Origin of the sequence: Streptomyces sp. NPDC052043 (genome assembly GCF_044548235.1) — a bacterium.
Lineage (GTDB): Bacteria > Actinomycetota > Actinomycetes > Streptomycetales > Streptomycetaceae > Streptomyces.
Genome location: NZ_JBIUBT010000010.1, coordinates 93,935 through 111,005 on the forward strand (window position 1 = coordinate 93,935; position 17,071 = coordinate 111,005).

At 67.9% G+C, this 17,071-nt stretch carries 27 protein-coding genes; 1 reads left to right on the plus strand and 26 read right to left on the minus strand.

Features of this window, described 5'->3' with window-relative positions:
* Positions 1 to 45 precede the first annotated feature (45 nt).
* The 3 genes from glmM to rplM all read right to left on the minus strand — a co-directional run bounded on the left by glmM (position 46) and on the right by rplM (position 2,607).
* A complete protein-coding gene (glmM, locus tag ACIHCX_RS24510) occupies positions 46 to 1,404 on the minus strand; it encodes a phosphoglucosamine mutase (RefSeq protein WP_400032898.1) in 1,359 nt (452 codons plus the stop codon).
* Positions 1,405 to 1,608: 204 nt separating this feature from the next.
* A complete protein-coding gene (gene rpsI / locus ACIHCX_RS24515) occupies positions 1,609 to 2,121 on the minus strand; it encodes a 30S ribosomal protein S9 (RefSeq protein WP_400032900.1) in 513 nt (170 codons plus the stop codon).
* A 42-nt stretch (positions 2,122 to 2,163) separates the two neighbouring features.
* The gene (rplM, locus tag ACIHCX_RS24520) at positions 2,164 to 2,607 is read right to left on the minus strand and encodes a 50S ribosomal protein L13 (RefSeq protein WP_030173943.1); all 444 of its coding nucleotides are present in this window, start codon (positions 2,605 to 2,607) and stop codon (positions 2,164 to 2,166) included.
* Positions 2,608 to 2,997: 390 nt separating this feature from the next.
* Here rplM and ACIHCX_RS24525 point away from each other — a divergent pair, with 390 nt between their 5' ends.
* Positions 2,998 to 3,876: a hypothetical protein gene (locus ACIHCX_RS24525; RefSeq protein ID WP_400032903.1), complete on the plus strand. Its 879-nt coding sequence runs from the start codon at positions 2,998 to 3,000 to the stop codon at positions 3,874 to 3,876.
* A gap of 69 nt (positions 3,877 to 3,945) precedes the next feature.
* Here the strand turns inward: ACIHCX_RS24525 and truA are convergent, their stop codons facing one another.
* The 23 genes from truA to rplP all read right to left on the minus strand — a co-directional run bounded on the left by truA (position 3,946) and on the right by rplP (position 17,070).
* Positions 3,946 to 4,800 carry a tRNA pseudouridine(38-40) synthase TruA gene (truA, locus tag ACIHCX_RS24530; RefSeq protein WP_400032905.1) on the minus strand — a complete coding sequence of 285 codons (855 nt, stop codon included), beginning with the start codon at positions 4,798 to 4,800 and terminating at the stop codon, positions 3,946 to 3,948.
* A 90-nt stretch (positions 4,801 to 4,890) separates the two neighbouring features.
* Positions 4,891 to 5,385, minus strand: coding sequence for a 50S ribosomal protein L17 (gene rplQ / locus ACIHCX_RS24535; protein ID WP_400032907.1), 495 nt, complete (start codon positions 5,383 to 5,385; stop codon positions 4,891 to 4,893).
* Positions 5,386 to 5,589: 204 nt separating this feature from the next.
* On the minus strand, positions 5,590 to 6,612 hold the full coding sequence (locus tag ACIHCX_RS24540) for a DNA-directed RNA polymerase subunit alpha (RefSeq protein WP_228993327.1): 1,023 nt from the start codon (positions 6,610 to 6,612) through the stop codon (positions 5,590 to 5,592).
* 146 nt (positions 6,613 to 6,758) lie between these two features.
* The gene (rpsK, locus tag ACIHCX_RS24545; protein ID WP_003956432.1) at positions 6,759 to 7,163 is read right to left on the minus strand and encodes a 30S ribosomal protein S11; all 405 of its coding nucleotides are present in this window, start codon (positions 7,161 to 7,163) and stop codon (positions 6,759 to 6,761) included.
* A gap of 69 nt (positions 7,164 to 7,232) precedes the next feature.
* Positions 7,233 to 7,613: a 30S ribosomal protein S13 gene (gene rpsM / locus ACIHCX_RS24550; RefSeq protein ID WP_400032910.1), complete on the minus strand. Its 381-nt coding sequence runs from the start codon at positions 7,611 to 7,613 to the stop codon at positions 7,233 to 7,235.
* Between the two features lie 196 nt (positions 7,614 to 7,809).
* Positions 7,810 to 7,923, minus strand: a complete 114-nt coding sequence (gene rpmJ, locus ACIHCX_RS24555; protein WP_003974245.1) for a 50S ribosomal protein L36 — start codon at positions 7,921 to 7,923, stop codon at positions 7,810 to 7,812.
* Between the two features lie 64 nt (positions 7,924 to 7,987).
* The gene (infA, locus tag ACIHCX_RS24560; protein ID WP_004927214.1) at positions 7,988 to 8,209 is read right to left on the minus strand and encodes a translation initiation factor IF-1; all 222 of its coding nucleotides are present in this window, start codon (positions 8,207 to 8,209) and stop codon (positions 7,988 to 7,990) included.
* Positions 8,210 to 8,409: 200 nt separating this feature from the next.
* On the minus strand, positions 8,410 to 9,246 hold the full coding sequence (gene map / locus ACIHCX_RS24565) for a type I methionyl aminopeptidase (protein WP_400033305.1): 837 nt from the start codon (positions 9,244 to 9,246) through the stop codon (positions 8,410 to 8,412).
* 234 nt (positions 9,247 to 9,480) lie between these two features.
* Positions 9,481 to 10,131: an adenylate kinase gene (locus ACIHCX_RS24570; RefSeq protein ID WP_400032912.1), complete on the minus strand. Its 651-nt coding sequence runs from the start codon at positions 10,129 to 10,131 to the stop codon at positions 9,481 to 9,483.
* Positions 10,131 to 11,444: a preprotein translocase subunit SecY gene (gene secY / locus ACIHCX_RS24575; protein WP_400032914.1), complete on the minus strand. Its 1,314-nt coding sequence runs from the start codon at positions 11,442 to 11,444 to the stop codon at positions 10,131 to 10,133. Before secY ends, ACIHCX_RS24570 begins: the two co-directional genes overlap by 1 nt.
* A gap of 168 nt (positions 11,445 to 11,612) precedes the next feature.
* On the minus strand, positions 11,613 to 12,068 hold the full coding sequence (gene rplO, locus ACIHCX_RS24580) for a 50S ribosomal protein L15 (protein WP_400032916.1): 456 nt from the start codon (positions 12,066 to 12,068) through the stop codon (positions 11,613 to 11,615).
* 2 nt (positions 12,069 to 12,070) lie between these two features.
* The gene (gene rpmD, locus ACIHCX_RS24585; protein WP_100569752.1) at positions 12,071 to 12,253 is read right to left on the minus strand and encodes a 50S ribosomal protein L30; all 183 of its coding nucleotides are present in this window, start codon (positions 12,251 to 12,253) and stop codon (positions 12,071 to 12,073) included.
* On the minus strand, positions 12,253 to 12,858 hold the full coding sequence (rpsE, locus tag ACIHCX_RS24590) for a 30S ribosomal protein S5 (protein ID WP_073725073.1): 606 nt from the start codon (positions 12,856 to 12,858) through the stop codon (positions 12,253 to 12,255). Before rpsE ends, rpmD begins: the two co-directional genes overlap by 1 nt.
* A 65-nt stretch (positions 12,859 to 12,923) precedes the next feature.
* Positions 12,924 to 13,307, minus strand: coding sequence for a 50S ribosomal protein L18 (rplR, locus tag ACIHCX_RS24595; protein ID WP_356189295.1), 384 nt, complete (start codon positions 13,305 to 13,307; stop codon positions 12,924 to 12,926).
* A 3-nt stretch (positions 13,308 to 13,310) separates the two neighbouring features.
* Positions 13,311 to 13,850: a 50S ribosomal protein L6 gene (gene rplF / locus ACIHCX_RS24600; RefSeq protein WP_400032920.1), complete on the minus strand. Its 540-nt coding sequence runs from the start codon at positions 13,848 to 13,850 to the stop codon at positions 13,311 to 13,313.
* Positions 13,851 to 13,874: 24 nt separating this feature from the next.
* Entirely contained in the window at positions 13,875 to 14,273 is a 399-nt protein-coding gene (gene rpsH, locus ACIHCX_RS24605) for a 30S ribosomal protein S8 (RefSeq protein WP_100569749.1), read from the minus strand.
* 212 nt (positions 14,274 to 14,485) lie between these two features.
* The gene (locus ACIHCX_RS24610; protein ID WP_003948630.1) at positions 14,486 to 14,671 is read right to left on the minus strand and encodes a type Z 30S ribosomal protein S14; all 186 of its coding nucleotides are present in this window, start codon (positions 14,669 to 14,671) and stop codon (positions 14,486 to 14,488) included.
* Between the two features lie 5 nt (positions 14,672 to 14,676).
* Complete coding sequence (rplE, locus tag ACIHCX_RS24615; RefSeq protein ID WP_061920719.1) at positions 14,677 to 15,234, minus strand: 50S ribosomal protein L5; 558 nt, start codon at positions 15,232 to 15,234, stop codon at positions 14,677 to 14,679.
* Complete coding sequence (gene rplX, locus ACIHCX_RS24620) at positions 15,234 to 15,557, minus strand: 50S ribosomal protein L24 (protein WP_030967306.1); 324 nt, start codon at positions 15,555 to 15,557, stop codon at positions 15,234 to 15,236. The genes rplE and rplX overlap by 1 nt, the downstream gene beginning before the upstream one ends.
* 2 nt (positions 15,558 to 15,559) lie before the next feature.
* Complete coding sequence (rplN, locus tag ACIHCX_RS24625) at positions 15,560 to 15,928, minus strand: 50S ribosomal protein L14 (RefSeq protein WP_003998823.1); 369 nt, start codon at positions 15,926 to 15,928, stop codon at positions 15,560 to 15,562.
* Between the two features lie 214 nt (positions 15,929 to 16,142).
* On the minus strand, positions 16,143 to 16,427 hold the full coding sequence (gene rpsQ / locus ACIHCX_RS24630; protein ID WP_400032923.1) for a 30S ribosomal protein S17: 285 nt from the start codon (positions 16,425 to 16,427) through the stop codon (positions 16,143 to 16,145).
* A complete protein-coding gene (gene rpmC / locus ACIHCX_RS24635) occupies positions 16,427 to 16,651 on the minus strand; it encodes a 50S ribosomal protein L29 (protein WP_018564811.1) in 225 nt (74 codons plus the stop codon). Before rpmC ends, rpsQ begins: the two co-directional genes overlap by 1 nt.
* Complete coding sequence (gene rplP, locus ACIHCX_RS24640) at positions 16,651 to 17,070, minus strand: 50S ribosomal protein L16 (protein ID WP_009190136.1); 420 nt, start codon at positions 17,068 to 17,070, stop codon at positions 16,651 to 16,653. Before rplP ends, rpmC begins: the two co-directional genes overlap by 1 nt.
* Between the last annotated feature and the right edge of the window lies 1 nt (position 17,071).

Sequence of the window (17,071 nt, forward strand, 5' to 3'; positions counted from 1 at the left end):
CGAGGCCCGCCCTCCGGGCGGACGACAGGACTTTCGCAACAGGCCCTAGCCGAGCGCCGACTTCACCGAATCGGCCAGGCGGCCCGCCACCGAGCGGGCCTGCTCGATGTCCGCGGCCTCGACCATCACCCGGACCAGCGGCTCGGTGCCCGACGGGCGCAGCAGCACCCGACCGGTCCCGCCCAGCTCCCGCTCCGCCTCGACGACCGCGGCGGCGAGGTCGGCGGAGGTCTTCACCCGGGTCTTGTCCACGTCGGGGACGTTGACGAGGATCTGCGGCAGGCGCTCCATCACGGAGGACAGCTCCCGCAGCGTGCGGCCGGTCCCGGCGACCCGGGCGGCCAGCATCAGGCCGGTGAGCGTGCCGTCGCCGGTGGTGGCGTGGTCCAGGATGATGACGTGGCCGGACTGCTCGCCGCCGAGGGCGTAGCCCTTGTCCTTCATCTCCTCCAGGACGTAGCGGTCGCCGACGGCGGTCTGCACGAGCTGGATGCCCTCGCGCTCCATGGCCAGTTTGAAGCCCAGGTTCGACATCACGGTCGCGACGACGGTGTCGCAGCGCAGCGCGGAACGCTCCCGCATCGCCAGCGCGAGCACGGCCAGGATCTGGTCGCCGTCGACCTCCTCGCCGGTGTGGTCCACGGCCAGGCAGCGGTCGGCGTCGCCGTCGTGGGCGATGCCGAGGTCGGCGCCGTGCTCGACCACGGCGGCCTTGAGCTGGTCGAGGTGGGTCGAACCGCAGCCGTCATTGATGTTGAGGCCGTCCGGGTCGGCGCCGAGGGTGACGACGTCGGCCCCGGCCTGCCGGAACGCCTCCGGGGAGACGCCGGACGCGGCGCCGTGCGCCTCGTCCAGCACGATCTTCAGGCCGCCGAGCCGGTTCGGCAGGGCGCCGACGAGGTGGGCGACGTAGCGGTCGAAGCCCTCGCCGTAGTCGCGGACCCGGCCCACGCCGGCGCCCGTCGGGCGGCTCCAGGGCGCGCCGGTGCGGTGCTCCTCGTAGACGGACTCGATCCGGTCCTCCAGCTCGTCGGCGAGCTTGTGACCGCCCCGGGCGAAGAACTTGACACCGTTGTCCGGCATGGCGTTGTGGCTGGCCGACAGCATCACGCCGAGGTCGGCGCCGAGCGACCCGGTCAGGTACGCCACCGCGGGCGTCGGCAGCACGCCGACCCGCAGGACGTCCACACCCGCGCTCGCCAGACCCGCGACCACGGCCGCCTCCAGGAACTCCCCGGACGCGCGCGGATCCCGCCCGACCACCGCCGTCGGCCGATGGCCCTCGAAGGTGCCCGCCTCGGCCAGCACGTGCGCCGCGGCGACCGAGAGGCCGAGCGCCAGCTCGGCGGTCAGGTCCGCGTTGGCGACACCACGGACGCCGTCCGTGCCGAAGAGTCGTCCCACTTGTCCTCCTGAGGAAGCGTCAGTTCAAGAAGGGGGCCGGTCCGTGGGCCGGTCCATGGCATTCGACGCTCCGGGCATCCGATCACACCAGCCGTTGAGCACCTTGTGCCGTTATACGCCCCAGCTTTGCGATAAACGAACGCCCCGGAGGCACATAGGCGTGCCGCCGGGGCGTTCGGAGTACGTGCAGGGGCGCCGTTGAGATTAGCGCTTGCTGTACTGCGGGGCCTTGCGGGCCTTCTTCAGACCGGCCTTCTTGCGCTCGACCGCACGGTCGTCACGACGCAGGAAGCCCGCCTTCTTCAGCGCGCCGCGGTTGTTGTCGACGTCGGCCTCGTTCAGGGCGCGGGCGACACCGAGGCGGAGGGCGCCGGCCTGGCCGGAGACGCCGCCACCGGCGATGCGGGCCACGACGTCGTAACGGCCCTCGAGCTCGAGCACCTTGAAGGGCTCGTTGACTTCCTGCTGGTGCACCTTGTTCGGGAAGTAGTCCTCGAGGGTGCGGCCGTTGATCTTCCACTTGCCGGAGCCCGGGACGATCCGGACGCGGGCAATGGCGTTCTTGCGGCGGCCCAGGCCGGCGGCCGGCTGCGGCTCGCCGAAGTGGGAGGCCATCGACTCCGAGGTGTACTCGCCCTCGACGGGGACCTCGGACTCGGTGGTGTAGCTGTCGATGTCAAGCTCTTCGAGCGGCTGCTCGGCAGTGGTCTCGGCCACGATTCTCCTCAGATTCTCTTCAGTCTTAGGGGGTGGCCGGACTTACTGCGCGACCTGGGTGATCTCGAACGGCACCGGCTGCTGGGCGCCGTGCGGGTGCTGGTCACCCTTGTAGACCTTCAGCTTCGAGAGCATCTGACGGCCCAGGGAGTTCTTGGGGAGCATGCCCTTGACGGCCTTCTCGATGGCCTTCTCCGGGTTCTTGTCGAGCAGCTCGTCGTAGCGGACCGAGCGCAGACCACCCGGGTAGCCGGAGTGGCGGTACGCCATCTTCTGGGTCCGCTTGTTGCCGGAGAGGTGGACCTTGTCCGCGTTGATGATGATGACGAAGTCACCAGCGTCGACGTGCGGCGCGTAGATCGGCTTGTGCTTGCCCCGCAGAAGGGTGGCGGCGGTGGACGCCAGGCGACCCAGGACGACGTCCTGGGCGTCAATGACGTGCCACTGGCGCGTGATGTCGCCGGGCTTGGGGCTGTACGTACGCACGGTTCGTAGCCTTCGCTATCTTCAGTGAGTGGTCCTGACAAGGTCACCGAAGACGATCACGACAGCCCTGACCGCACCGCGGTGACGCAAACCGCGTGCTGGTCGCTGGTCATCGGCCCGGTGGACCGGTGTAAGGGCCCGTCCCGTGAGAATGAGCAAGCCAATACACAACGAAGATGCAGGATACCCGCGGCGCCCTGGTCGGGTCAAAACGGTGTGCGACCGCGGGTCCCGCCGGTTCCCGCCCGTGTTCCCCACGGGCATTACCGGCCGCCCGGCAACCGGTATCGGCCTTCGCCGCGCCGCTTTGTACCGTCGTGCACCTAAGGCCCCGGGCGGCCCGGCGGCAGGCGGGCCGGGGGCCCATCGACCCCGTCTAAGATGCGCCCCATGAGTTATGGGCAGGGGGGCTCGCAGTCCCAGTGGGATCCCTGGAAACCGAATTCTGAGCAGTCCTCGAACAGCGGTGGCAGCGGCCAGACCCCGGACTGGGCCGCGCTCGCCGAGGCCTCGGAGCAGCGGAACAGAAGGCGCCGGCTGCTGTACCTCGGCGGTGGCGTACTGGCCACCGCCGGGATCGGCGCGGCCGTCGCCATGGCCGTGATGTCGGCGAGCGGCGACAACGACGCGTCGGACGCCTCGAGCCGGCTGCCCGGCACCGCCGCCCTGCCGAGCGAGTCCGCCACGTCGCCGTCGTTCGCCCCGACCACCGCCCCGCCCCCGCTGGATCCGAAGGACTTCATATCCAGCGCGAAGAAGGACACGGCCCCGCTCAGCACGGACACCCTCTTCCCGGGCACCCAGCTGACCATGGGCGAGACCGTGTACAAGAAGGGCCCCACGGACGACAGCAAGAGCTGCGCCACGGCCGCCCAGGGCACGCTCGTCAAGGCCCTCACGGACAACGACTGCACCCGTCTGCTGCGGGTGACCTACAGCCAGGGCGGCGTCGCGGTCACCGTCGGCATCGCCGTCTTCGACACCGAGGCGCAGGCGCTCAAGGCGAAGAGCCAGACGGACCAGAAGAGCATCATCAAGCCGCTGTCCGGCAGCGGCGTCAAGGCCTTCTGCAACGGTGCCGTCTGCCGCTCCACGACCAACTCCTACGGCCGCTACGCCTACTTCACCCTCACCGGCTTCGCCAAGGGCACGAACGTGACGAAGGACGACACCGCGGCGTTCCGGGCCGGCGACGACCTCGCCGAGTTCTCCTTCCAGCAGATCCGGCGGCGCGGCGAGACGCAGGCGTCGGCCGCGGCCAGCCAGTAGCCGACCGGCCCGTCGCCGTACGGCGAAGGACGGCGACGGTCGGCCCACGGGAGGACGGCGGACGGCGGCTCAGCAGCAGCCGGCCGCCGGCAGGGACCGCTTGTTGCGCGCCTCCCGGCTCCGCGCGGCCAGCAGCTCGTCGGCCGGGTAGCCGACCTCCTCCAGGGCCAGCCCGTGCGGCCGCACGACGTGCACGGCCGAGTCCCGCACCCCCGCCGCCAGCACCTTCCCGGGCCAGTCCGGCGCACGGTGCCCGTCACCGACGAACAGCAGCGCCCCGATGAGCGAGCGCACCATGTTGTGGCAGAACGCGTCGGCCCGGACCGTGGCCGTGATGACGCCGTCGCCGCCTCGTTCGAGGCTCAGCTCCTGGAGCGTGCGGATGGTGGTCGCGCCCTCGCGCCTCTTGCAGTAGGCGGCGAAGTCGTGCTCGCCCAGCAGCCGGCGCGCGGCCTCGTTCATGGCGTCGACGTCGAGCGGCCAGTCGTGCCACAGGACGTGGCCCCGCAGCAGCGGGTCGACACCGCCGGGGTTGTCGGTGACGCGGTAGGCGTAGCGGCGCCAGACGGCCGAGAACCGGGCGTTGAAGCCGCTGGGCGCGGGCCGCAGCGCCCACACCCGCACATCCCTGGGCAGCCGCCCGGCGAGCCGCTTGAGCAGCTTCTCGTGGTGCTCGCGCCAGACGCGCTCGGGCAGGTCCACGTGGGCCACCTGGCCCCGCGCGTGCACCCCGGCGTCGGTCCGTCCGGCCACGGTCAGCTCGTACGTCTCCCCGGACCGCGTGACCGTGCGCAGCGCGTCCTCGATCTCCCCCTGCACGGTGCGCCGGCCGCCGGCCTGCTTGGCCCAGCCGTGGAAGGCGGTGCCGTCGTAGGACAGGTCGAGGCGGACACGGACATGACCGGGCTGTGCTTCGTCACTCACGTGCAGATCCTCTCAGGGCGCATCCCCTGCGGGAAACGCGGAACGGGCCCGCCCCGAGGGGCGGACCCGCTTGCGACGTCAGGCAGGGCCTCAGGCGTCCTTGGACTCCTCGGCCGGAGCCTCGGCGGCGTCCTCGGCCTTGGTCTCCTCGACCTTGGCCTCCTCGGCCTCCTTGACCGCACGCTTGGTGGCGGCCTCGGCCTCACCCACGGCGTTCTGCTGCACCGTCAGCGCCTCGACCAGCTCGATCACGGCCATGGGCGCGTTGTCGCCACGGCGGTTACCGATCTTGGTGATGCGGGTGTAGCCACCGGGACGGTTCTCGTACCGCGGGCCGATCTCGGTGAAGAGCGTGTGGACGATGCCCTTGTCCGTGATGACCTGGAGCACCTGACGGCGGTTGTGAAGGTCGCCCTTCTTCGCCTTGGTGATCAGACGCTCGGCGTACGGGCGCAGGCGGCGGGCCTTCGCCTCGGTGGTGGTGATGCGGCCGTGCTCGAACAGCGCCTTCGCGAGGTTCGCGAGGAGCAGCTTCTCGTGCGCGGCGCTGCCGCCCAGACGGGCACCCTTGGTGGGCTTCGGCATGGTTCTTCTCCTAGGTGTCTGCCCCGGCCGTACCAGGTACCGGGGTCAGTATCTGAGCAGACGGTTGTCTGTCAGAGATCCGGACAGAGCCCCGAAGGGGCCTGTCCGGAAGGGGCGCGGGGCGGTGTCGACAGCGACTCCGTCGCGTGGGCGCGACCAGTCACAACCGGCCCGCAGACACAATACGGCCTCCCCGCGGAGCGCTCAGTACTGCTCGGTCTCGACGAAACCGGCGTCCGCGTCGTCGTCGGCGCCGAAGGCGTCCGCCGCGGCGGTCGGGTCGAATCCGGGCGGGCTGTCCTTCAGAGCCAGGCTCATCCCGGCCAGCTTCGCCTTGACCTCGTCGATGGACTTCGCACCGAAGTTGCGGATGTCCAGCAGGTCGGCCTCGGAACGGGCGACGAGCTCACCCACGGAGTGGATGCCCTCGCGCTTGAGGCAGTTGTAGGAGCGGACCGTGAGCTCCAGCTCCTCGATCGGCAGCGCCAGGTCGGCGGCCAGGGCGGCGTCCGTCGGGGACGGGCCCATGTCGATGCCCTCGGCGTCGATGTTCAGCTCGCGCGCGAGACCGAACAGCTCCACCAGGGTCTTGCCGGCCGACGCCATGGCGTCACGCGGACGCATGGCCTGCTTGGTCTCGACGTCGACGATCAGCTTGTCGAAGTCGGTCCGCTGCTCGACACGCGTCGCCTCGACCTTGTACGTGACCTTCAGCACCGGCGAGTAGATCGAGTCGACCGGAATACGGCCGATCTCCTGGCCCACCTGCTTGTTCTGCACCGCGGAGACATAGCCGCGACCGCGCTCGACGGTCAGCTCCATCTCCAGCTTGCCCTTGCCGTTCAGCGTGGCGAGGACGAGATCGGGGTTGTGCACCTCGACACCCGCCGGCGGCGCGATGTCGGCGGCGGTGACCAGACCCGGACCCTGCTTGCGCAGGTACATCACGACCGGCTCGTCGTGCTCCGAGGAAACGACCAGCTGCTTGATGTTGAGGATCAGGTCGGTGACGTCCTCCTTGACACCCGGCACGGTGGTGAACTCGTGCAGGACACCGTCGATGCGGATGCTGGTGACAGCAGCGCCGGGGATCGACGACAGGAGGGTACGGCGAAGGGAGTTGCCGAGGGTGTAGCCGAAGCCCGGCTCCAGCGGCTCGATCACGAACCGGGAGCGGAACTCGTCGACGACCTCTTCGGTCAACGAGGGTCGCTGAGCGATCAGCATGAGTGGATCAGATCCTTCAGTCGTGGGCGCCCGCTATATGACGCCCGACCAGGCCGCACCCTGAAGGGTGCGGGTACTGCAAGGGTACGGGCGGCACGACCCGAAAGGGCCGTACCGCCCGGAGACCTGCGCGAAGCAGCCGTGCGTCAGACGCGGCGGCGCTTCGGCGGGCGGCAGCCGTTGTGCGGGGTCGGGGTGACGTCCTGGATGGAGCCGACCTCGAGGCCCGTGGCCTGCAGGGAGCGGATCGCGGTCTCACGGCCGGAGCCCGGACCCTTGACGAACACGTCGACCTTGCGCATGCCGTGCTCCTGAGCGCGGCGGGCGGCCGACTCGGCGGCCATCTGCGCGGCGAACGGCGTGGACTTCCGGGAGCCCTTGAAGCCGACGTGGCCGGCGGAGGCCCAGGAGATCACGTTGCCGGACGGGTCGGTGATCGAAACGATCGTGTTGTTGAACGTGCTCTTGATGTGCGCGTGGCCGTGAGCGACGTTCTTCTTTTCCTTGCGGCGCACCTTCTTGGCAGCGCCCTGACGTCCCTTGGGGGGCATGTCGAAAACTCCTACGGGAGGTGGTCGGTCCTACAGCGAAGACCGCTGGACGGCGAGTGTCGCTGCGGACTACTTCTTGCCCGGCTTCTTCTTGCCGGCAATGGCGCGACGCGGGCCCTTGCGGGTGCGGGCGTTGGTGCTGGTGCGCTGACCGCGGACGGGAAGGCCGCGGCGGTGGCGCAGACCCTGGTAGCAGCCGATCTCGACCTTGCGGCGGATGTCGGCCTGGATCTCGCGACGGAGGTCACCCTCGGTCTTGATGTTGTTGTCGACGTACTCGCGGATCGCGACGAGCTGCTCCTCGGAGAGCTCGCGGACGCGGGTGTTCGGGTCGATGTCGGTGGCGGCCAGCGTCTGCTGGGCCAGGGTCCGGCCGATGCCGAACACGTAGGTGAGGGCGACCTCCACGCGCTTTTCGCGCGGGATGTCAACACCGGAAACGCGTGCCATTCAATGGCTCCAGTTGATCTTCGGAGGTCTTCCGCAGGACCGACTCCCGGCCGCCGTACCAGGTACGAACCGGGTCCCCGGCCTCCGAACCGGGGGTGTCGAGCCGCACTGCGGCTCGGGTCCTGCGTATGAACAATTCAGCTCGCGTCGCGCGAATCTCTGCGAAGAAGGTGCAGAGGGTTCGGTCGGTTGTGCGTCAGCCCTGGCGCTGCTTGTGGCGCGGGTTGTCGCAGATGACCATGACCCGGCCGTGACGGCGGATCACCCTGCACTTGTCGCAGATCTTCTTGACGCTCGGCTTGACCTTCATGGGGTGAGGTTCTCCGGGTCAGTTGCCGGCGGCCCCTCGGTGGAACGTGGGGCCTGGGCAAGATCTACTTGTACCGGTAGACGATCCGGCCACGCGTGAGGTCGTAAGGAGAAAGCTCCACCACGACCCGGTCGTCAGGGAGGATGCGGATGTAGTGCATGCGCATCTTGCCGCTGATGTGTGCCAGGACCTGGTGGCCGTTCTGGAGCTCGACCCTGAACATGGCGTTCGGCAGAGACTCGACGACAGTGCCCTCGATCTCGATGGCACCTTGCTTCTTGGCCACGCTTCGCCCTTCGAATCGACTACCTTGATCGACTCCAGGTCCCGCATGCGGACATGCGAATACATGAGAGCCGACGAGTCAGTCTACGCCAGCGCTCTGCGAAAGACGAATCGGGAAAGTCTGCCCCAGCTCCGAGATCATCATGCGACCGGGTCCGAACCGAACCGGATCGGACCGGAGGACGCCGGCGGGCGAGGCCGTCAGGCCAGCGGGTCCGGCGCGGCCGTGATGCCGTACTCGGCCAGCTTCGCCCTGCCGCCGTCCGGGGCGGTCAGGACCAGGGGCCCCTGCTCGGTCAGGGCCACCGAGTGCTCCCAGTGGGACGACCAGGTGCCGTCCGTGGTGATGACCGTCCAGTCGTCCTGGAGGACCTGGGTCTTCGGGGTGCCCAGGGAGACCATGGGCTCGATGGCCAGGCAGAAGCCGGGAACCAGCTTCGGGCCCTTGCCGCGCCGCCGCTCGACGTAGTTCAGCAGGTGCGGGTCCATGTGCATCTCGGTGCCGATGCCGTGGCCGCCGTAGTCCTCGATGATCCCGTAACGGCCGCCGCCCGGCTTCGGCTGGCGGCGGATGTACGTCTCGACGGCCCGGGAGATGTCGACCAGCCGGTTGCCCTGCTTCATGGCCGCGATGCCGGCCCACATCGACTCCTCGGTCACCCGGGAGAGCTCGATCAGCTCCGGCGAATGACCGGAGCCGACGAACGCGGTGAAGGCCGCGTCGCCGTGCCAGCCGTCGATGATCGCGCCGCAGTCGATGGAGATGACGTCCCCGTCCTTGAGGACGACGTCGTCGGACGGGATGCCGTGGACGACGACCTCGTTCACCGAGGTGCAGATCGTCGCCGGGAAGCCGCCGTAGCCGAGGAAGTTCGGCTTGGCGTTGTGCTCGGCGAGCACCTTGCGGGCCACCTGGTCCAGATCCTTCGTGGTCGCCCCGGGCACGGCCGCCTCGCGGGTGGCCGCGTGGATGGCGGCGACGACCAGCCCCGCCTCACGCATCTTGGCGATCTGCTCGGGGGACTTGATCTGCACCATGGGCACGACGGCCTTTCTCGGACCGGAAGGAGGACGGACACCCACAACAATACGGGGAAGCGGAACCCGGCCCGTCCGGCGTGTGCGGACGGGGCCGTGACGAGGCCTTTCGGGCCGCGACGAGACCGTTCGGGTTCGGGGCGGCGGTTCAGGGGGCCTGCCCGCGGACGGCGCACCGGCGCCGTGCACGCGTCGGCCGCGGCCCCCGTGGGGAACCGCGGCCGAACTGCGTGGTCAGTCGCGCTTCAGCGCCTCGAGCGCGCGCTGCGTGATCTCGTCCACCGGACCGAGCGAGGAGATCGTCACGACCAGGTCCTGCGCCCGGTAGTAGCCGATGATCGGCTCGGTCTGCGTGTGGTAGACCTCGAGCCGCTTGCGCACGGTCTCCTCGGAGTCGTCGTCCCGCTGGTACAGCTCGCCGCCGCAGACGTCGCAGACGCCTTCCTTCTTGGGCGGGCTGTACGTCTCGTGGAAGACGTGCGCCGAGTCGTTGCGGCAGGTGCGGCGACCCGCGATGCGCTTGACGACCTCGTCCTCGGGAACCTCCAGGTCGAGGACCGCGTCCAGGTTCATGCCCTCGCCCTGGAGCAGCTTGTCCAGTGCCTCGGCCTGCGACACGTTGCGCGGGAAACCGTCCAGCAGGAAGCCGCCCTCGGCGTCGGGCTGCTCCATGCGGTCCTTCGCCATGGCGATGGTGACCTCGTCGGGCACCAGGTTTCCGGCGTCCATGTAGGACTTCGCGAGCTTGCCGAGCTCCGTCTGCCGGCTGATGTTGGCGCGGAACAGGTCACCCGTCGAGATGTGCGGGATGCGCAGCTTCTCGGCCAGGCGTGTGGCCTGCGTTCCTTTGCCGGCACCCGGCGGTCCGACGAGGACGATTCGCATCAGCGGAGGAACCCTTCGTAATTGCGCTGCTGGAGCTGGCTCTCGATCTGCTTCACCGTCTCGAGTCCGACACCCACGATGATGAGGATGCTGGTCCCTCCGAAGGGGAAGTTCTGGTTCGCCCCGAAGCCGACCAACGCCATGGTCGGTACGAGAGCGATCAGGCCCAGATACAGCGAACCCGGCCAGGTGATCCGGTTGAGCACGTACGAGAGGTACTCAGCGGTCGGTCGGCCAGCCCGGATGCCCGGGATGAAGCCACCATACTTCTTCATGTTGTCGGCGACTTCTTCGGGGTTGAAGGAGATCGCCACGTAGAAGAAGGCGAAGAACACGATCAGCAGGAAGTACAGGGTGATGTAGATCGGGTGATCGCCCTTGGTCAGGTTCTGCTGGACCCAGGTCTTCCATCCGGAGTTGCCACCGGAGAACTGTGCGATCAGTGCCGGAATGTAGAGCAGCGAAGAAGCGAAGATGACGGGGATCACGCCCGCCTGGTTGACCTTCAGCGGAATGTACGTCGACGTACCACCGTAGGAACGGCGACCGATCATGCGCTTGGCGTACTGCACCGGAATGCGGCGCTGGGCCTGCTCGACGAAGACGACCAGACCGACCATGACCAGGCCGACGAGGATGACGGTGCCGAACTCGATCCAGCCCTCGGCGAGCTTGCCCTGCTTCTTGATCGCCCACAGCGCGGACGGGAAGGTGGCGGCGATCGAGATGAACATCAGGATCGACATGCCGTTGCCGATACCGCGGTCGGTGATGAGCTCACCGAGCCACATGACCGTGGCCGTACCGGCGGTCATGACGATCACCATGACGATCGTGTTGAAGATCGCCTGGTTCGGGACGATGTTCCCGGCCGCCGAGCACCCGGAGAACAGGGCACCGCTGCGGGCGGTGGCCACCAGGCCCGTGCCCTGGAGGATGGCGAGCGCCACCGTCAGGTAACGGGTGTACTGGGTGATCTTCGCGGTGCCGGACTGGCCCTCCTTCTTGAGGGCCTCCAACCGCGGGATCACCACGGTCAGCAGCTGAAGGATGATGCTCGCCGTGATGTACGGCATGATGCCGAGGGCAAAGATCGTGATCTGCAGCAGCGCGCCACCGCTGAACATGTTCACCAGGCCGAAGAGGCCCTGGTTGCCCGAGGCCTCGCTGACACACTGCTGAACGGCCTTGTAGTTGACACCCGGGATCGGAATGTGGGTACCGACGCGGTACACCACGATGATGCCGAGCGTGAAGAGCAGCTTCTTGCGCAGGTCGGGCGTCCTGAACGCCCGGGCGAAGCCGGTGAGCACGGTGCCTCCTGCGACCCCCGCGCAAGTGCGTCAGGGTGACGGTCTTGAGGTTCGACGATAAACAACGGTGCAGGCCACCTTACCGGCGACACTGCCTCCCTGAGAACGACCAACCGGGGATACCTCAATGTGAGGTACCCCCGGTCGGGACCGCTTACGTCATCGCGCTCAGACGAGCTCGGTGACAGAACCGCCGGCGGCGGTGATCTTCTCCTTGGCGGAGCCGGAGACGGCGTCCACCGTCACCTGCAGCGCCACGGAGACCTCGCCCTGGCCCAGGACCTTGACGAGGCTGTTCTTGCGAACGGCACCCTTGGCCACCAGACCCTCGACGGTGACCTCGCCACCCTCGGGGTAGAGCTCGGCCAGCCTGTCGAGGTTCACGACCTGGTACTCGGTCTTGAACGGGTTCTTGAAGCCCTTCAGCTTCGGGAGGCGCATGTGCAGCGGCATCTGGCCGCCCTCGAAGCGCTCCGGAACCTGGTAGCGGGCCTTGGTGCCCTTGGTACCACGACCGGCCGTCTTACCCTTGGACGCCTCACCACGACCGACACGGGTCTTGGCGGTCTTCGCGCCCGGGGCGGGACGGAGGTTGTGGATCTTGAGCGGGTTCTGCTCCGCCATGATCAGTCGACCTCCTCGACCGTCACGAGGTGGCGGACGGTGTGCACCATGCCGCGGAACTCGGGGCGGTCCTCCTTGACGACCACGTCGCCGAGCTTCTTGAGCCCGAGCGAACGCAGGGTGTCACGGTGGTTCTGCTTGCTGCCGATGTAGGACTTGACCTGCGTGACCTTGAGCTGTGCCATCACGCACCCGCCCCGGCACGCGCACGCAGCAGGGCCGCGGGGGCGACGTCCTCGAGCGGCAGACCGCGGCGGGCCGCGACCTCCTCGGGACGCTGCAGGCCCTTCAGGGCCTCCACGGTCGCGTGCACGATGTTGATCTGGTTGTCGGAGCCGAGCGACTTCGACAGGATGTCGTGGATACCGGCGCACTCGAGCACGGCGCGCACCGGGCCACCGGCGATAACGCCGGTACCGGGGGACGCGGGCTTGAGCAGCACGACGCCGGCAGCCTTCTCACCCTGGATCGGGTGCGGGATGGTGCCCTGGATCCGGGGGACCTTGAAGAAGTGCTTCTTGGCCTCCTCAACACCCTTGGCGATGGCGGCCGGCACCTCCTTGGCCTTGCCGTATCCGACACCCACGGTGCCGTCACCGTCGCCCACCACGACCAGCGCGGTGAAGCTGAAGCGACGACCACCCTTCACAACCTTGGCGACGCGGTTGATCGCGACGACGCGCTCAACGTACGCGGTCTTCTCGGCGGCAGCTGCGCCGCCGTCACGGCCCTTCCGGTCCCGCCGCTCGCCGCCACCGGCACCGCCACCGCGGCGCTGGGGTCCAGCCATTGGAATTACCTCTCTCTGTTTCCGCTAGCTCGCAGCAACGAAAAGTCGCTGCCGCGACGGGCGACTCAGAACTTCAGTCCGGCCTCGCGGGCGGCGTCCGCCAGAGCGGCGATGCGCCCGGCGTACTGGTTGCCACCGCGGTCGAACACGACGGCCTCGACACCGGCGGCCTTGGCGCGCTCGGCGACCAGGGCGCCGACCTGCTTGGCCTGCGCGGACTTGTCGCCCTCGCCACCGCGGACCGACGTGTCCAGCGTGGACGCCGACGCCAGGGTGTGGCCCTTGAGGTCGTCGATCACCTGCGCCACGATGTGGCGGTTGGAACGGGTCACGACCAGACGGGGGCGCTCCGCCGTACCGGCGATCCGCTTGCGGATCCGGATGTGACGGCGCTTGATCGCGGCGCGCTTGTAGGCGTCGCCCTTGAGGATCTTCTGCCCGTATGCCATGGCTTACTTACCCGCCTTTCCGACCTTGCGGCGGATGACTTCGCCCTCGTACTTGACACCCTTGGCCTTGTACGGGTCGGGCTTGCGCAGCTTGCGGATGTTGGCCGCAACCTCGCCGACCTTCTGCTTGTCGATGCCCTCGACCTGGAAGCGGGTCGGGGTCTCCACCTTGAAGGTGATGCCCTCGGGCGCCTCGACGGTGATCGGGTGGCTGTAGCCGAGCGCGAACTCCAGGTTCGAACCCTTGGCCGTCACGCGGTAACCGACACCGCTGATCTCGAGCTTCTTCACGTAACCCTGGGTCACGCCGGTGATCATGTTCGCCACCAGCGTGCGGGACAGGCCGTGCAGGGCCTTGTTCTGACGCTCGTCGTTGGGGCGGGACACCTGCAGGGTGCCGTCCTCGCCCTTGGCGATCTCGATCGGCGCCACGACGGTGTGGGTCAGCGTGCCCTTGGGGCCCTTGACCGCGACCGTACGGCCGTCGATGGTGACGTCCACGCCGGCGGGAACCGCGATGGGGAGCTTGCCGATGCGCGACATAGCTGTTTCCTCCGTTCCCTTCCGCTACCAGACGTAGGCGAGGACTTCCCCACCCACGCCCTTCTTGCCGGCCTGCTTGTCGGTGAGGAGCCCGTAGGACGTGGAGATGATCGCCACGCCGAGGCCGCCGAGCACCTTCGGCAGGTTGGTGGACTTCGCGTACACCCGGAGACCGGGCTTGGAGATCCGCTTGATGCCCGCGATGGAGCGCTCACGGTTGGGGCCGAACTTCAGCTCCAGGACGAGGTTCTTGCCGACCTCGGCGTCCTCGACCTTCCAGCCCGTGATGAAGCCCTCCTGCTGGAGGATCTCCGCGATGTGCGACTTGATCTTCGAGTGCGGCATCGACACGCTGTCGTGGTATGCCGAGTTCGCGTTCCGCAGACGCGTGAGCATGTCTGCGATCGGATCAGTCATGGTCATGAATTGGCCTTCGGCCTCTCTCGCCGGGGTTTCCTGGTGCGCCATCCCTCTCCCCGATCCGAGACGGGACGGGTGCGGCGCGGTGGACCTACGGCGTAGTAAGTCGTAAGGGCGCGGCGGGCGCCCAACCCCACAAGCCTAAGGCATGTGAGGTGGGCCTCCTGCCGACCCCGGTTCCTTACCGAGAGTCCTGGTTCAACCCAAGTGGGTTGTTACCAGGAGCTCTTGGTCACGCCCGGCAGCTCGCCACGGTGAGCCATCTCACGAAGGCACACGCGGCACAGGCCGAACTTGCGGTACACGGAGTGCGGACGGCCACAGCGCTGGCAGCGGGTGTAGCCACGCACACCGAACTTGGGCTTGCGAGCAGCCTTAGCGATCAGAGCCTTCTTCGCCATCTCGCTCACGCCTCCTTGAACGGGAAGCCGAGGTGACGAAGGAGCGCGCGGCCCTCAGCGTCGTTGGTCGCCGTGGTGACCACGGTGATGTCCATGCCCCGGGTACGGTCGATCTTGTCCTGGTCGATCTCGTGGAACATGACCTGCTCGGTGAGACCGAAGGTGTAGTTGCCACGGCCGTCGAACTGCTTGGGGGACAGACCGCGGAAGTCGCGGATGCGCGGCAGCGCGAGCGACAGGGTGCGGTCCAGGAACTCCCACATGCGGTCGCCACGGAGCGTGACGTGGGCACCGATCGGCTGGCCCTCACGCAGCTTGAACTGCGCGATGGACTTGCGGGCCTTGGTGACGGCCGGCTTCTGACCGGTGATCGTGGTGAGGTCGCGGATGGCGCCCTCGATCAGCTTGGAGTCGCGGGCGGCGTCGCCCACACCCATGTTGACCACGATCTTGACGAGGCCGGGAACCTGCATGACGTTCTCGTACTTGAACTCGTCACGCAGCTTGCCCGCGATCTCCTCGCGGTACTTCTGCTTCAGACGCGGAGTGGTGGTGGTAGCCATCAGATGTCCTCACCCGTCCGCTTGGCAACGCGGATCTTGTTGCCTTCGTCGTCGAAGCGGTAACCGACACGCGTGACGACCTTGTTGCCGTCCTTCTCAACGACCAGCTGGACGTTGGAGACGTGGACGGGCGCCTCGGTCGTGACGATGCCGCCGGCCTGCGAACCGCGAGCGGTCGGACCGGCCTTGGTGTGCTTCTTGACCCGGTTGACACCCTCGACCAGGACCCGGTCCTCGCGGGGGTAGGCCGCGATGACCTTGCCCTGCTTGCCCTTGTCCTTACCGGTGATGACCTGGACCAGGTCGCCCTTCTTGATCTTCATGCTTACAGCACCTCCGGCGCGAGCGAGATGATCTTCATGAACTTCTTCTCGCGCAGCTCACGGCCGACCGGGCCGAAGATGCGGGTGCCGCGAGGGTCGCCGTCGTTCTTCAGAATGACGGCGGCGTTCTCGTCGAAGCGGATGTACGAGCCGTCCGGACGGCGGCGCTCCTTGACGGTGCGAACGATGACCGCCTTGACGACGTCACCCTTCTTCACGTTGCCACCGGGGATCGCGTCCTTGACGGTGGCGACGATGACGTCACCGATGCCCGCGTAGCGGCGACCGGAGCCACCGAGCACACGGATGCAAAGGATTTCCTTCGCACCAGTGTTGTCGGCGACACGCAGTCGCGACTCCTGCTGGATCACGTCTATCTCCTGATTGTCTGCCGGTTCCCGGCGAGCTTTGCGAGTGACTCACGAAGCTCCGCCGAGCCTGGCGGAACCGTCCTGCGAGTAGCTCCCGCAGGAAATTACTGGTGTCTCGGAAGGCGGGAACCCGCGCCGGGGACTTCGCCGGGTCCGGGCCGGGGCCCGGGGCGTCGCCCCCAGCGGGGGTCAGCGGGGGCGGTGCCCCCGCTTCTTACTTCGCCTTCTCGAGGATCTCGACGACGCGCCAGCGCTTCGTCGCGGACAGCGGCCGGGTCTCCATCAGGAGGACGCGGTCGCCGACGCCCGCGGCGTTCTGCTCGTCGTGCGCCTTGAGCTTCTCGGTACGGCGGATGACCTTGCCGTACAGCGCGTGCTTGACGCGGTCCTCGACGGCGACGACGACGGTCTTGTCCATCTTGTCGCTGACGACGAGACCCTCACGGGTCTTGCGGAAGCCGCGCGCCTCTGCAGTCTCAGTCACGTTCTTCTCGCTCATCAGGCGTTCTCCACCGTTTCGATGCCCAGCTCACGCTCGCGCATCAGGGTGTAGATCCGCGCGATGTCCTTGCGGACCGCCTTCAGACGGCCGTGGTTCTCGAGCTGGCCCGTCGCCGCCTGGAAGCGGAGGTTGAACAGCTCTTCCTTGGCCTCGCGGAGCTTGCCAAGAAGCTCCTCGTTGCCCAGCTCGCGCAGCTCGGACGCCTTGGTACCGGCCGACATCACGCTTCACCTGCCTCGCGCTTGACGATCCGGCACTTCATCGGCAGCTTGTGGGCCGCACGGGTCAGCGCCTCACGGGCGATCTTCTCGTTCGGGTAGGACAGCTCGAACATCACCCGACCGGGCTTGACGTTCGCGATCCACCACTCCGGCGAACCCTTACCGGAACCCATGCGGGTCTCGGCGGGCTTCTTGGTCAGCGGACGGTCCGGGTAGATGTTGATCCAGACCTTGCCGCCACGCTTGATGTGGCGGGTCATCGCGATACGAGCCGCCTCGATCTGGCGGTTCGTCACGTAGGCCGGGGTCAGCGCCTGGATGCCGTACTCGCCGAACGCAACCTGCGTTCCACCCTTGGACATACCGTTGCGCTTCGGGTGGTGCTGCTTGCGGTGCTTGACCCTACGGGGGATCAGCATG

What these genes read in the sequence shown, in the direction of transcription:
- ACIHCX_RS24525 (WP_400032903.1), top strand. Translation starts at nt 2,998, where the DNA reads ATGAGTTATGGGCAGGGGGGCTCGCAGTCCCAGTGGGATCCCTGGAAA.
- rplQ (WP_400032907.1), bottom strand. Translation starts at nt 5,385, where the DNA reads ATGCCGAAGCCCACCAAGGGTGCCCGTCTGGGCGGCAGCGCCGCGCAC.
- ACIHCX_RS24540 (WP_228993327.1), bottom strand. Translation starts at nt 6,612, where the DNA reads ATGCTGATCGCTCAGCGACCCTCGTTGACCGAAGAGGTCGTCGACGAG.
- rpsK (WP_003956432.1), bottom strand. Translation starts at nt 7,163, where the DNA reads ATGCCCCCCAAGGGACGTCAGGGCGCTGCCAAGAAGGTGCGCCGCAAG.
- rpsM (WP_400032910.1), bottom strand. Translation starts at nt 7,613, where the DNA reads ATGGCACGCGTTTCCGGTGTTGACATCCCGCGCGAAAAGCGCGTGGAG.
- rpmJ (WP_003974245.1), bottom strand. Translation starts at nt 7,923, where the DNA reads ATGAAGGTCAAGCCGAGCGTCAAGAAGATCTGCGACAAGTGCAGGGTG.
- map (WP_400033305.1), bottom strand. Translation starts at nt 9,246, where the DNA reads ATGGTGCAGATCAAGTCCCCCGAGCAGATCGCCAAGATGCGTGAGGCG.
- ACIHCX_RS24570 (WP_400032912.1), bottom strand. Translation starts at nt 10,131, where the DNA reads ATGCGAATCGTCCTCGTCGGACCGCCGGGTGCCGGCAAAGGAACGCAG.
- rplO (WP_400032916.1), bottom strand. Translation starts at nt 12,068, where the DNA reads ATGGCGGAGCAGAACCCGCTCAAGATCCACAACCTCCGTCCCGCCCCG.
- rpmD (WP_100569752.1), bottom strand. Translation starts at nt 12,253, where the DNA reads ATGGCACAGCTCAAGGTCACGCAGGTCAAGTCCTACATCGGCAGCAAG.
- rpsE (WP_073725073.1), bottom strand. Translation starts at nt 12,858, where the DNA reads ATGGCTGGACCCCAGCGCCGCGGTGGCGGTGCCGGTGGCGGCGAGCGG.
- rplR (WP_356189295.1), bottom strand. Translation starts at nt 13,307, where the DNA reads ATGGCATACGGGCAGAAGATCCTCAAGGGCGACGCCTACAAGCGCGCC.
- rplF (WP_400032920.1), bottom strand. Translation starts at nt 13,850, where the DNA reads ATGTCGCGCATCGGCAAGCTCCCCATCGCGGTTCCCGCCGGCGTGGAC.
- rpsH (WP_100569749.1), bottom strand. Translation starts at nt 14,273, where the DNA reads ATGACCATGACTGATCCGATCGCAGACATGCTCACGCGTCTGCGGAAC.
- ACIHCX_RS24610 (WP_003948630.1), bottom strand. Translation starts at nt 14,671, where the DNA reads ATGGCGAAGAAGGCTCTGATCGCTAAGGCTGCTCGCAAGCCCAAGTTC.
- rplE (WP_061920719.1), bottom strand. Translation starts at nt 15,234, where the DNA reads ATGGCTACCACCACCACTCCGCGTCTGAAGCAGAAGTACCGCGAGGAG.
- rplX (WP_030967306.1), bottom strand. Translation starts at nt 15,557, where the DNA reads ATGAAGATCAAGAAGGGCGACCTGGTCCAGGTCATCACCGGTAAGGAC.
- rpsQ (WP_400032923.1), bottom strand. Translation starts at nt 16,427, where the DNA reads ATGAGCGAGAAGAACGTGACTGAGACTGCAGAGGCGCGCGGCTTCCGC.
- rpmC (WP_018564811.1), bottom strand. Translation starts at nt 16,651, where the DNA reads ATGTCGGCCGGTACCAAGGCGTCCGAGCTGCGCGAGCTGGGCAACGAG.
- rplP (WP_009190136.1), bottom strand. Translation starts at nt 17,070, where the DNA reads ATGCTGATCCCCCGTAGGGTCAAGCACCGCAAGCAGCACCACCCGAAG.